Here is a 12,639-nt window from a genome sequence, read left to right on the forward strand (position 1 = left end):
TGCCGGTAAACCGGTCACATCCGTTATTCTGGCAGTGTGCGGTTTTATTTTAAACGTACTTTATCCCACACTTTACTTTCTTCACCTTTGAGCAGGCGTTGAATATTGTCTTTGTGCCGAAAGATAATGAGCACCGACAACATGATCACCGGAACGGTGTACATAGGTTTGATAAACCAGGTAAATAACGGCGCCAGACTTACCGCAATAATGGCTGCCAGAGAGGCATAGCCCCAGACAAACATGACCAGCAGCCAGGTCAGGATCAGCAAGCCTGCCAATTCCGGGCCCAGTGGTAACAGAACACCAAAAGCGGTAGCCACGGCTTTGCCACCTTTGAAGCCGAAGTACAGCGGAAAAATGTGTCCCAGACAGGCCGCAACGCCAATAAAACCCAGAGCAACAGGTTCAATGCCCATCCAGTAGCTGCAATATACCGGCACCGTGCCTTTAAACACGTCCATGAACAATACCAGGGCTGCCGGAACACGGCCGCCGAGTCTGAATACATTGGTGGCCCCGGGGTTATTTGAACCGGCGGCGCGGGGATCAGGAAGCTGGTATAACCGGCAAACCACAACGGCGCTGGAAAGCGAACCCATCAGGTAAGCGATACAGACCATAAGAATTACCAGGGCGATCATTTCTTGCAGACACTATCAATACGTTACATGCACGCAGACTAACAGGAATCGCAGGTAAAATACCAGCAAGGTTTAGTGACCACAGTGGCAGTTGTGGTAAAGTGGCGGCCACCACTGTAAGGCGAGCCGCAGGCGCTGTAACCTATGCCACAAACGCAACACATTATTCTGTCCGGTCTGAAAGTTGATACCCTGATCGGGGTGTATGACTGGGAGCGGACCCGCAAAACCACACTATTGTTTGACGTGACCGTACAGGCCGACCTTTCTGCGGCAATGCAAAGCGATGATGTAAAAGACACCATTGATTATGCATTGCTGGCAAAAGCTATTCAGGATGCCGCCGCCGATCAGACCTTTGAGTTGCTTGAAGCCCTGGGCGGCCACGTGATGAACGCTGTCTTTAAGGATTTTCCTGTCGCGCACATTAAGCTGGCGATCACCAAGCCGGATATTCTGCCGGATGTAAATACAGTGACAGTTGTCTTTGAACAGAGTCGTGGTGACTGATGCACCTTATTACCATCAGTCTGGGCACTAACGTTCAGCGTACCTGGTACGCCAGACAAGGGTACGTTTATTTAAAACGTCACTTTTCTGCGGTAACGTGTTCAAGAATGTTTGAAAGTGAAGCGGTTGGCTTTGATGGCTCACCGTTTTATAACTGTGTGATCAGTGCTGAAACGACTTTAAGTGCCGGTGATGTGAATGCCACGCTTAAAGCGATTGAGCGTGAAAATGGCCGGACTCACAGTGAAAAAAAGTATTGTGCTCGCACTCTGGATTTAGATCTATTAACCTACGACAACGTAGTGACAACGCACCCTGTTGCGTTGCCGAGAGCAGAAATTTTGCACAATGCATTTGTACTGCAACCCCTTGCAGAACTGTTGCCTGACCACGTGCACCCCGTAACAGGAAAAACCTACCGGCAGTTGTGGCAGGAATACGATCAAACTTCCCAACGGCTATGGCCAATCGATTTTACATGGAGTGATTCTTAGGGATGACGCTTTTTGAAATTATTATTCTTGCCCTGATCCAGGGAATAACTGAGTTTTTGCCAATCAGCAGTTCGGGACATTTGTTGTTGCCGGCGGAACTGCTTGGCTGGGATAGTCAGGGGCTGGCCTTTGATGTGGCTGTTCACGTAGGCAGTTTGCTGGCTGTTATGCTGTATTTCCGTCAGGAAATTGCGCAAATGACAGTGGCCTGGCTGACCAGAGGATTCACAAAGAATCAGAATACTGACAGCAAGCTTGCCTGGTATGTCATTCTGGCAACGATTCCTGCTGTGCTTGTGGGCCTGGCACTGGATGAATGGATTGAAATGAATGCCAGAACTGCGCTGGTGATAGCGGCCACAACCATTATTTTCGGACTCTTACTGTGGTATGCTGACGTGAAAGCGACACACACGCAGTCTCTGGAAAACATCACCATGAAACAGGCGATCATCATTGGTATCGCTCAGGTGATGGCCCTGATTCCGGGCACATCACGCTCTGGCATTACGATGACGGCCGGATTGATGTTAGGTCTGGACCGCGAGAGTTGTGCGCGGTTTTCTTTTTTACTGTCTATTCCGGTCATTCTGGGAGCCGGTACGTTAAAAACCTTTGATTTAGTTCAGGCGACGACAGCAGTAGACTGGAGTGCGTTGCTGTACGGTGCGGCATTCTCGTTCATCAGTGCCTATTTATGTATTTTCCTGTTCCTGAGCTGGATTTCCCGCATCGGCATGCTGCCGTTTGTGATCTACCGCATGATTTTAGGCGCGGTGTTGCTTTGGTTCGTGTTCGCTTAACCTGCATGGAGAATTAGAATGTCAGAGACTATTTTTACGAAAATCATCAACAAAGAAATTCCCGCTGATATCATTTATGAAGATGATCTGGCGCTGGCATTCAAAGACATTAATCCGCAGGCGCCGGTGCACTTTCTGGTAATCCCGAAAAAGCCCATCGCAACCATTAACGACATTACAGAAGAGGACCGTGCCGTGGTCGGGCACTTAAGTTATGTGGCTGCGAAAGTAGCCGCAGAACAGGGCTTCGCAGAGCAGGGCTATCGTACGGTAATGAACTGCAATGAGTTCGGTGGTCAGACGGTCTATCACATTCATCTGCACGTAATCGCCGGCAAGCCGCTGGGCTGGCCTCCGTACACTGAGAAGCTGAAAACTGCGCTGGAATAGGCAGGAAGTCACAGAGAATCGTGACCTCCCGCCAGGCCCTGCAATAACGTGCAGGGCTTTTTAATTTCTACAATCCCAGAACGTCTTTACCTTGTTTAAAGGTAATATCGACAGGAATATTAGCGGCTTCGAGCTTCGCCAGGTCAGACGCTAATTCAGGTTTTATGACCCCCATTTCGTCCACCAGTTTTGCGACACCGTCGTAATCGCCGTCACCCTGATAAGTTAATATTAACCGGCTTAGTGCTTCTACCGCGCTGCCCATTTTTTCCATGTTTACACTGTAGTAGCCGTCTTCATCTTTGGTAAACGCACCTTGTTGAGCAAAGAAGTTAAACCGGATCATATTGGCTTTGCCGTGGGCCGAGCTGGCACCGAAGCGCACGGAGCGGAAAATCCCTGCAAGGAAAGTTACGTAGTAGTCTTCAAGTACACCTTCAGTGATCTCGCCTTTTTCCAGCAGGCTCTGCACCATGTATAAACCGAGAATGTCAGCTTTCCCTTCTTCAAGGGCTGATGCATGTTCTTTCAGTGCGGCACGTACGGTGCTGCTGCCGTCCAGCGTGTTTTTGATACCCAGACCATGAGCAACTTCATGAAACATGGTATTGGCAAAAAACGCGTCGAAGGTGATGTGATTGCGCTGTTCAGGGTTGATAAGTTCATCTGCAATGGGCATGAGGATCTCGTCGAACTTGGCGCGCATGGCGTTTTTAAGCTGCAAGCGACGTGTTCCTTTCGCCAGCTGTACCCGTTCATCATTAGGCAGATTAATCGCTATGGTTTTACTGCCCGCATTGGAGTGGCCTGCGTAGTAGATGACATCATAGGCGTTTAGGTCAGCATCGGAGCCGGGCATTTCAGCTTTGTAGGCATCCGGTACCGGTAAGCCTTTTTGCAACTCCGGCAAAAACTGCGCGTATTTAGACAGTTTGTCACTCCAGGCCAGGTCTTTTATCAGAACATAAGCTTCAAAGGCGGCACGGTAACCGAAAAGCTGATCTTCGTAGGTTTCAATGGGGCCAATCACCAGTTCAACAGGATTGGTTTTCATGTCCATCCAGGCCATATCAGACGCGTAATAATCGTTGCTTAACAGGGCGTCTGCCCGCAAATTCAGGTAATTCGCAAATTCTTCATTGCCGGCCAGTTTTGCGGCTTTTCTCAGCAGCGCCGCCGCTTCGGTAAGCTCAGGTTTGTATGCGTCTGAGTAAGGTACGCTGTAAAGGGCGCCGTCGTCCTTGCGTTTTACCAGCGAATAAAGGCCGTCCTTATCTGCAAAGTCTGCTGCCGCGAACTCCTCTTTAGTCATATCGTGAGGATAGAATTCTGCGCCGGCGGGCTTGCTGTCTGTGTTTTTAAGAAAAGCGGCGTCACCGTTCAGGCGATCCCAGGGGCCATAATTAATATTTGCAAAACGGGCAACGTCTTCGTTACTGAAAGACTTCAGGAACGTATCTTTATCGCCACTGAACGCCTGCTTCCAGAAAAGTCTGTCCATGATGACAGAGGCATCGATGAGCAGCGAAAGCATGGCCTTCTGATCATCAGAAAAACGTGACAGATCAGTCGTTAATTCGACAGGCTTATAAATAGATAGACGGGCAGGGTCGACCAGCAACTGGCCGGACTTTTCAGAAGCAGATTGCGCTTCAGGTGTATGGGTGGTTGTCGTTTCCGGTGCTTTTGAGCAGGCTGAGAGCGCAAAAACGGCAGCAGCGACGGCAATACTCAAACGGGCTTTACGGGTATTCATTATCATCGTTATTTTTCCAAACAAGTTTGTCCCACCGATTGATACACAAAACATTGTGCATGTTCAACATCTGCTGCGGTCACTTGCGCTGAATATCCGTCTGTTAAGGGGAAGTCCTTTTAACAACTTACGCCGGCATGACGCATAAAAAAGTTTAAAAAAAAGCCAGATTTAACAAAATTTATACAAGCTGGCGTTTTAATATCTGCTAGGGTAATTTAAAAATGCTGATAAAAAACAATAATCTATACTAAAGTATAAGGTGTCACAGTGGAAGCGCTACTCAAAAATAATAAAAGTCAGTTCCTCGATATTTTTACAACAGTATCCGGTCATAAATCGAATCTGGTCAGTCTCAACAGTTGGTGGGATAAGGTGGCACTGGTCGGCAAAATCAATTCTCTGAATGTACCCCAGAGTTTGCTCAGCAATATGCTTGAAACAAAAGCCGAATTCAGCGAACTGCAGGAAATCCTCATAGAGAATCTGCTGTCTGAAAACATGCAGCAATGCGGAGTAAAAAATCAGACTGTTGCGCAAACGCTGATTGATATACCAGTCCGAAATCTGTTTGAACGCACTGCAGACGTTGGATTTCTGGCAACAGATGCTGACATACTGGCATTCCTTAGTGACAGCACAGATCATGGGCCGGATACGTCTGCCATTGTGAAACGCCTGACTGAATATGCTGCCAAGTATTCTGTCTATGATGACATTATGTTGTTTGATGAGACCGGACAGTTAAAAGCACAGATGGATACAGGCGCAGATATTTCCGGCGACGATCCGGTGATTGCAGAAGTACTGACCGGCGAACATGAATATCTGGAAATTTGTCGCTATTCTCCTCTGAGGCCAGCCTTTCCCCTGTCCTCCCTTTTCCTTGCGCCTGTGAAAGATCCTGAAACCCAACGTGTTACCGGCGTTTTATGCATGAGTTTCAAACTGGAAGGTGAGATGCGCAGTTTGTTTGCCGATCTGGATGACGGGTCCGGTGCGATCATGGCATTGCTCGATAAGCAGGGAAATACACTGGTGTCGGCTGACGAAACTGTGCTGCCCCGGGGGATGGTGCTGAATGTCAGTCGCAGTAATCAGATCATTACTCTGGGTAAGCATGAGTACTACTGCACCGTAGCCCGGACGCGTGGCTATCAGGGCTATGCGGGGCTTGGCTGGCAAGGATGTGTATTGCTGCCGTTTGCCAGCATGTCGGCACATCCTGACAACAGTGAAGAAAACAGTGACGATGTTCAGCGCTGGCGCGGCTTTTCACCGGCATTGAGTAACATACGTCACAAGGCGAAAATTGTGACTGAGGATTTGGATCTCGTTGTGCTTAACGGACGGATAGCTGCTGCCCGCAGTGATGCTGACGAGTTTATTCCCATTCTGGAAGAGATCCGGCAAATTGGCCGGCAAATGCAGTCAATTTTTACCGACTCAGTAAGTCAGTTGATGAATACTGCGCTGAACACCCATTACGAGGGACTGATTTTTCAGGCTGCACTGGCGATCGATATCATGGACAGAAATCTCTATGAACGCGCGAACGACTGTCGTTGGTGGGCACTCACCGGTTTGTTTCAAAGCGTACTCAACAAGAGGCAGATTTCCTCTGATGATGCTCAGGCTATGGCTGATGTGCTCTCCTATATTAACGACCTCTACACAGTGTATACCGGTTTATATATTTATGACCGGAATGGAAAAATCGTCGCGGTTTCCAGTCCGTCAATGAAGACGCTGGAAGGGACCACGGTTCATGCTGATACAGGGGCCGGACAGGTGTTTAACCTGAAAAGCTCACAGCAATTTTGTGTATCAGAATTCGTGCCCTGTCATTACTATGAGAGTAAGCACACCTACATTTATAATGCTGCGATTACCGCAGACGGCCAGGTAAATGGTGGGATCGGGCTGGTCTTCGACAGTGGGCCCGAGTTTAAACAAATGCTGGAAGATGTTACCGGCGGGGAAAATGACGGTATATTTGGCCTGTACACCGACAGGAATGGACACGTGATCAGTGCCACTGACAATGCAAAATGGAAAACCGGTGACAGAATCACATTGCCGGATATCATCAGTAAAGGTGGTAACGGGCACAAAGGTGCAGGTATTTATGAGATTAGCGGCGTGGAATATATTCTGGCTTTTGCTGTATCAAAAGGCTATCGGGAATATAAAACGTCAGACGGTTATCATAATGATGTTATCGCAATTATCGGTGAGCCAAATCAACCGGTAAAATCACAGCAATAAAAAATGGCTGCCCGGGGCAGCCATTTTTGTCTGAATTAATGCACAACTATCAGAATGCGTAAGTCAGACCTACGTGGGCTGCCCGTCCACGTGAACGGAATGCTGATGCGCCCTGGTAATCTTCATCCAGCGCGTTTTCAACGCGACCAAATACGTCCAGGTGCTCATTAACACTGTACCGTGCGCTCACATCTACCAGTGCATAGTCTTTCAACTTTACGCCACTGTCGACAGCATCAGCGACCAGACGGATGTTAGCTTCTGCTGTCAGTGCTTCGTACTGATACATAACCCCTAATGAACCCAGCTGCCGGGGCCGGCGGCTGCGCTGAGCGCCGGTGGCATCTTCGGTATCGTTATAGGTATAGTTAGCTTTCAGTAACCAGGCATCTGTTACCGCCCACTGACCAATCAGCTCGACACCGTCAGAATAAGACGTGCCGGATTCCTGCAGATAGCCGGAGTAAGTGGCGAGATCAAAAGAAATGGCGTCTTCGATTTTTTGATCGAAGTAAACCACTTCAACAGATGTGCCTGCCGACGGGGTAAATTGCAGACCGATTTCGTAACCTTCTGAGGTTTCTTCTTTCAAATCGATGTCTGAAGCAGGAGCATAACCGAAATCACGGTTGTACTGGATTTCGTACAGGCTCGGCGCGCGGAAACCTGTTCCGTATGCTCCACGTAATTTCAAATCACCCTGTTCCAGTGCCCAGATGTATGCAGAACTGAGACGGAAACTGACATGTTCGCCGAAATCTTCGTTATCATCGTAGCGAACGCCGGCGGTGGTAAATAAGTTTTCAGTGAATTCGCTTTGTAGTTCCGCGTAGTAACCGGTCTGTGTACGGCTTTCTCCGGAAGATGTAATGCTCTCTTCCTCCCAGTCGATACCGTAAACTACGTTGTTCTGAGCATTTACCTGTGTATTACCCAGATATTCGACACGCTCGATATTCCCTTTCGTGAAGTAGCTTTGCTCGCCGAGAGTCAGGTTTTCACGCTCTACCAGGCTTTTAGAGTACGCCAGTTGCTGATTACCTGAATCTGTTTCGTAGTTTGCATTCACGCGAAAGTTGGTCTGTTTGAAATTGCTCTGACAGTCGTCAACGTAACCACCGCTGTAGCAATGGTCAAACTCACCTTCACCGTCATTATTGCGGACAACAAAACCCAGAGATAAATCTTCAACCGGACGGACATTTACGCGGGCGTGCACGGTGGTATTTTCATAGCCGTCATCATCCTGCAGGGTGGTGTCGTCCAGACGTGCGTTAAAACCATCCGTTGAGTAATCAGACACTGACAAATACCCATCAACCAGTTCTGTACCGGCACCCACTTCACCGGCAATGTTATTGGTGTTATACGCGCCGGCAGAGGCGGACACGCTGCCAAATGTGCCCTGTTCAACACGGCCGGTCTGAATGTTGATAACACCACCGGCATCTGCACCATATAACAGGCCTTGTGTACCACGGAGGATCTCTACCCGCGACACATTGGCGCTCTGTAACTGACCAACATGAGGTTGAACCTGTGTGCCGGTAGGATCAGAGATGTCCACGCCATCAATACGGATAAGCGTACGGTAACCTTCTTCACCACGGATCCGTAGTGCCGAAGTCGAACCGATACCGCCGCTGTCAGTCACATGAATGGATGGCTGAATGCGCAGCACTTCTGCCAGGTTGGCATAACCGCGAAGTTCGATTTCTTCCTGCGTAACAACAGATACGGAGGTCGCCAGTTGCCGCAATGGCGTGGCAATACGGCTTGATACGACAACGTGTTCAATAGAGTCTTCAGTACTGCCTGCGTCTGCCGCCATAACAGATGTAGCAGCGCAGCTCATAGCAACGGCCAGGGCCAGTTTGCTGGTTTTCATGTGTGTTCCTCAATCTTATTGGTGTCAACGATTGAAGGAGGGAAAGGGAGTGCGGAAACGTAAAGTCAGTTTAGCCTGAACATCCGGCATGGTGTTACATGCAGGAATGAAATGCATAAGGTAGTCACGAACAATGCAATCCGATGAAGCCCTCCGCTTCATTCGTAAAAAACTGTCTGACAGGCCGGTGTCGGGCTGAATGCATTAACTGCATTGTACCGTTGCGGGGGCAGCGGTGGATTAGAACCACACTTCCCGTTTACCTTACCCAAATACACAACGGTGTGTACCGGTAAGCACCTGAAACAGCGGGCGCAACCTTACAAACGGGAGAAGCTAAAGTCAATGTGAACAGGCGGTTTGCTACTAAATTTACGGCCTTTCCATGATCCCGCTCACCCTGGCGACAACTTGTGCCAGGCGGGCTCTTTGCGAAACAGTGACCATACCAAACCGCAGTGCGTCTTTCTCATCGGTAAGACGGGGATAAACCCCCTCTGCACAAAATGCTGCAAACAGCTCCGGAGCGCGGGTATGTGGCATGGTGCAAAAGAGCGCTGTGCCCGTACATTTAACGCCGAAGTGGGTTGTCAGTAAGTTACCCAGCCACAATGCAGACTCGTTGAGTTGACTGCGCTGAGCTGATTGCCATGATAGATCGTTAAATGCTAACTCCAGCACTTGCAATGCCGGCCCGTTAATCTGCCAGGGGCCCAGTACCGCGGAGCAACGTTCCCGCCATTGACGGGATGCAAACAAAAAGCCGGCGCGGATGCCGGCAAGACCAAAGAACTTCCCTGCCGAGCGCAATACCAGTAAGTTTTCCCCGTGCAGAGACTGCAACATGGAATGTTCCGGTGTGCAGTCCATAAACGCCTCGTCAATGATGAGGAGGCCGTTCAGCGCATGCAGTTGTTTCTGAAGTGTAGCGAGTGTGGTCCTCTCTTCAAGGGTGCCTGTCGGGTTGTTCGGGTTTATCACTACAACAATATCGCCGCTTGTTAGTGCAGTAAGATGAGGGAGATGCCGGTACCGGTAAACCGGTACGCCGGCGTCTGCCCAGGCTTTTTCATGTTCCTTGTAACCGGGGTGCGGCACCCATACACGGGATGGTTTGCGCCCGGCGCGGCTGACTATGGCAGGTAAGTGCTGAATAACGCTCTGTGACCCGGCAACCGGCAAAAGGCTTTCACAGCCATAATAGTCTGAGGCTGCCTTAAGAAACGAAGGGGTAATTTCGGGCAGACGGTGCCAGGCTGAAGACGGTAAATCCGGTAGCGGATAACTTTCCGGCGCAATGCCGGTGGATACGTCCAGCCAGTCTGCAACCGGCCGGTTATATTGCTGTGCGATTGTATGCAGGCGGCCACCATGCTCAAGCGGTGAGGGAGAAGATGATGGAGTTAAAGGTGATGACGTCAAAATGAAAGTGCCCCGGCAGCGAATATGGCGGAAAAGAGAGATACTACGACACAGAATATCACCGCAGCTTTACTTACCAGAGTGAGACTTTGCCGGATATGCTCCGGCTCTGGTTTGCTGCCCCTTCCCAGTAGCGGTAACGGCACAGATACGCCGTGATAAACCGGCGTCCCGCCACCTATGGTCACGCCCAGCGTATTTGCGCCGGCAGCCATAACCAGCCCGCCATTGGCACTTTTATAGGTTGCTGATTGTTTCCGGCTCTTAGCCAGGTTGGTGAACAACTTTCCCGGATGTTTTTGTATCAAGTAGCCTGCTGCAGTTAGCCAGGCGCCGGGCAGTGCCATCAGATCGTCAGCTTTAGCGGCAGCCCGGCCAAAATAAAGGTACCGGGTATTTTTGTAGCCCCACATGGCATCCAGTGTGTTCACCAGCCGGTGGAGCAGGGCGAATGCAGGTCCTCCGGCTGCGAAGTAAAACAATCCGGAGATAACAGCGTCATTCCCGTTCTCAAGCACGGATTCAACGGTGGCGCGGGTCATCTCGTCTTTGCTCAGGCTGGTTGTATCTCTGGACACCATATAACCGGTAAAGTGTCTGGCGGTGGTGAGATCGTCTCTTTTCAGCGGCCCTGCAATCTGTAGCGCATGAACACGCAAGCTCTGCAGACCGGAGCATAAATAAAGCGTGAGTGCGCTGAACGCAATGTACAGCCAGCCGTTCAACGTCCATTGTAAATAAAGCACAAGGCAGAAGGCCGGCACGGTAAGTAATGCTAACGCCAGCGAACCGGTGACGACACTGAATGATGACGCCGGGGCACGGTTAAGAATATGCTCAACCTTGCCGGCAAGGGTTCCGAAGCCAACCAGCGGGTGAAAGCGTGCTGGTTCGCCCAGTAATCTGTCAAGGAGCAGGGCCAGCCACAACACCAGCGGGATGACTACCCATTCATTCATCAGAGGCGTAAAACTGGCGTGCTTTGTCTATGCCTTCACACATACTTTCTACTTCCCCGAGCATGCGGGTGGTCATGCGGTGAACTTTGTCTGCATCCGGTGTGAGAATAAATGCATTCTCTACGGCGGGGATGCCGGGCCACTTTTGCCAGTCCATTTTGTCCGGCTGTCCCCGTCCGTGGGTTGAAGGTTGAATAATGATCTGTGGTCTGGCTGACAACACCTGCTCGAGGCTGACCTGAGGATAATCGTCATCAATACTGGCAAAAATATTGTCTCCGCCACATACCGCGATTTGTTGCTGCAACCAGGCTTCGCCGGCAACCGTGCGGAGGGGCCGGGCCCACAGTTCATAAAATACACTCACCGGCATGGCAGACCTATACCTGTTTTGTAAGGTTTCAAGACGCATAAGGTAGTCATCAGCAATGCGGTTGGCGGTGGAGTCCCGGCCTGTGATTTGACCTAACAAGCGGATCTCTTCTGCCACGTCTTCCAGTTTGCCCGGTTGGGTGTACACCACATTAATGTTGTATTTCTCCAGCCGCAGTAAATCCTCAGCAGGGTTACCGGTTCGCCAGGCAACCACAACATCCGGTCGTAACTGAAGAATTTTTTCAATCTGTAAGCGGGCGTAATTGCCAATTCTCGGAATGGATGCTGCAGCCTGCGGATAATCAGAATGATCGGTGGTGGCAATGATTTGATCGCCGGCACCGATTTCATACATCGACTCAACCAGATGCGGCGCCAACACGATTAACCTGAGTTGTTGTTTCTGTATATCGTCAGCACGGACGGCGACAGACAGAAATAAACAGAGAAAAGGCAGCAGAAAGCGCAATCTCATCACCAGTCGATTCCTTTTTGCGCTTTAATGCCGGCGTCGAAGGCGTGTTTGCGGGATTGCACTTCACTGACGGTATCTGCGATGTCGATAACTGCGCGGTGGCAGGCACGTCCGGTCACGACCACGCTCTGGTTCACAGGGCGGCTTTGCAGGGTCTCAATAACGTCATCGAGGTCAAGATACTTGTAGGTCAGCATGTAAGTGATTTCATCCAGCAGGACCACATCAATGGACGGATCTTTCAGCCAGATTTTCGCCTGCTCCCAGGCTTTGGTGGCGGCTTTAATATCTGTGTCTTTGTCCTGAGTTTCCCAGGTAAAGCCTGTTCCCATCACATGGAAGGGGACACCAACCTGTTGCAGCAAATCCCGTTCACCACAAGGCCAGGTGCCTTTGACAAACTGTACCACGGCAGCTTTCAGACCGTGACCTGCAGCCCGCGCGACAGTGCCGAAACCCGACGTTGACTTACCCTTACCGTTTCCGGTGATCACAATCAATATGCCCCGTTCTTCCGTGGCCTGTGCAATCCGCTCGTCTACTTTCTCTTTTTGCGCCTGCATGCGCTTTTTATGTTTATCCCGTTCACTCATGTTTTTGTACCTTTTACTTTTTCAGGGCTGTGCCTGTCACTGATGTTCTGACCGCAACGCAC

Annotated in this window: 12 protein-coding genes and 1 riboswitch; of the genes, 5 read left to right on the forward strand and 7 right to left on the reverse strand. The window is 50.1% G+C overall.

Annotation, left to right across the window (positions count from 1 at the left end; genetic code table 11):
• Positions 1 to 44 precede the first annotated feature (44 nt).
• Positions 45 to 644 carry a glycerol-3-phosphate 1-O-acyltransferase PlsY gene (gene plsY / locus J3369_RS04345; RefSeq protein WP_119500103.1) on the reverse strand — a complete coding sequence of 200 codons (600 nt, stop codon included), beginning with the start codon at positions 642 to 644 and terminating at the stop codon, positions 45 to 47.
• A gap of 144 nt (positions 645 to 788) precedes the next feature.
• On the opposite strand from plsY, the gene folB reads away from it, so the two are divergent.
• The 4 genes from folB to J3369_RS04365 are packed head-to-tail and all read left to right on the forward strand — an operon-like array spanning position 789 to position 2,841.
• The gene (folB, locus tag J3369_RS04350) at positions 789 to 1,154 is read left to right on the forward strand and encodes a dihydroneopterin aldolase (RefSeq protein WP_349584215.1); all 366 of its coding nucleotides are present in this window, start codon (positions 789 to 791) and stop codon (positions 1,152 to 1,154) included.
• A complete protein-coding gene (gene folK, locus J3369_RS04355) occupies positions 1,154 to 1,648 on the forward strand; it encodes a 2-amino-4-hydroxy-6-hydroxymethyldihydropteridine diphosphokinase (protein ID WP_349584218.1) in 495 nt (164 codons plus the stop codon). Before folB ends, folK begins: the two co-directional genes overlap by 1 nt.
• A 2-nt stretch (positions 1,649 to 1,650) precedes the next feature.
• Positions 1,651 to 2,451 carry an undecaprenyl-diphosphate phosphatase gene (locus J3369_RS04360; RefSeq protein WP_349584222.1) on the forward strand — a complete coding sequence of 267 codons (801 nt, stop codon included), beginning with the start codon at positions 1,651 to 1,653 and terminating at the stop codon, positions 2,449 to 2,451.
• 18 nt (positions 2,452 to 2,469) lie between these two features.
• Entirely contained in the window at positions 2,470 to 2,841 is a 372-nt protein-coding gene (locus J3369_RS04365) for a histidine triad nucleotide-binding protein (RefSeq protein WP_349584224.1), read from the forward strand.
• A gap of 67 nt (positions 2,842 to 2,908) precedes the next feature.
• On the opposite strand, the gene J3369_RS04370 is transcribed toward J3369_RS04365, so the two are convergent.
• Entirely contained in the window at positions 2,909 to 4,597 is a 1,689-nt protein-coding gene (locus tag J3369_RS04370; RefSeq protein WP_349584567.1) for a DUF8614 domain-containing protein, read from the reverse strand.
• 270 nt (positions 4,598 to 4,867) lie between these two features.
• Between J3369_RS04370 and J3369_RS04375 the strand changes: the two genes are divergently transcribed.
• Positions 4,868 to 6,865 carry a cache domain-containing protein gene (locus J3369_RS04375; protein WP_349584227.1) on the forward strand — a complete coding sequence of 666 codons (1,998 nt, stop codon included), beginning with the start codon at positions 4,868 to 4,870 and terminating at the stop codon, positions 6,863 to 6,865.
• 49 nt (positions 6,866 to 6,914) lie between these two features.
• Here the strand turns inward: J3369_RS04375 and J3369_RS04380 are convergent, their stop codons facing one another.
• The 5 genes from J3369_RS04380 to cobO form a co-directional block, all read right to left on the reverse strand.
• The gene (locus J3369_RS04380; protein ID WP_349584230.1) at positions 6,915 to 8,753 is read right to left on the reverse strand and encodes a TonB-dependent receptor plug domain-containing protein; all 1,839 of its coding nucleotides are present in this window, start codon (positions 8,751 to 8,753) and stop codon (positions 6,915 to 6,917) included.
• Positions 8,754 to 8,918: 165 nt separating this feature from the next.
• Positions 8,919 to 9,072: riboswitch (cobalamin riboswitch) on the reverse strand.
• A 53-nt stretch (positions 9,073 to 9,125) separates the two neighbouring features.
• Complete coding sequence (gene cobD / locus J3369_RS04385; RefSeq protein ID WP_349584232.1) at positions 9,126 to 10,175, reverse strand: threonine-phosphate decarboxylase CobD; 1,050 nt, start codon at positions 10,173 to 10,175, stop codon at positions 9,126 to 9,128.
• Positions 10,172 to 11,134: a cobalamin biosynthesis protein CobD/CbiB gene (locus J3369_RS04390; RefSeq protein ID WP_349584235.1), complete on the reverse strand. Its 963-nt coding sequence runs from the start codon at positions 11,132 to 11,134 to the stop codon at positions 10,172 to 10,174. Before J3369_RS04390 ends, cobD begins: the two co-directional genes overlap by 4 nt.
• A complete protein-coding gene (locus tag J3369_RS04395) occupies positions 11,127 to 11,984 on the reverse strand; it encodes a cobalamin-binding protein (protein ID WP_349584238.1) in 858 nt (285 codons plus the stop codon). The genes J3369_RS04390 and J3369_RS04395 overlap by 8 nt, the downstream gene beginning before the upstream one ends.
• A complete protein-coding gene (gene cobO, locus J3369_RS04400; RefSeq protein ID WP_349584241.1) occupies positions 11,984 to 12,577 on the reverse strand; it encodes a cob(I)yrinic acid a,c-diamide adenosyltransferase in 594 nt (197 codons plus the stop codon). The genes J3369_RS04395 and cobO overlap by 1 nt, the downstream gene beginning before the upstream one ends.
• Between the last annotated feature and the right edge of the window lie 62 nt (positions 12,578 to 12,639).

Origin of the sequence: Alteromonas sp. NFXS44 (assembly GCF_040148705.1) — a bacterium.
GTDB lineage: Bacteria > Pseudomonadota > Gammaproteobacteria > Enterobacterales > Alteromonadaceae > Alteromonas.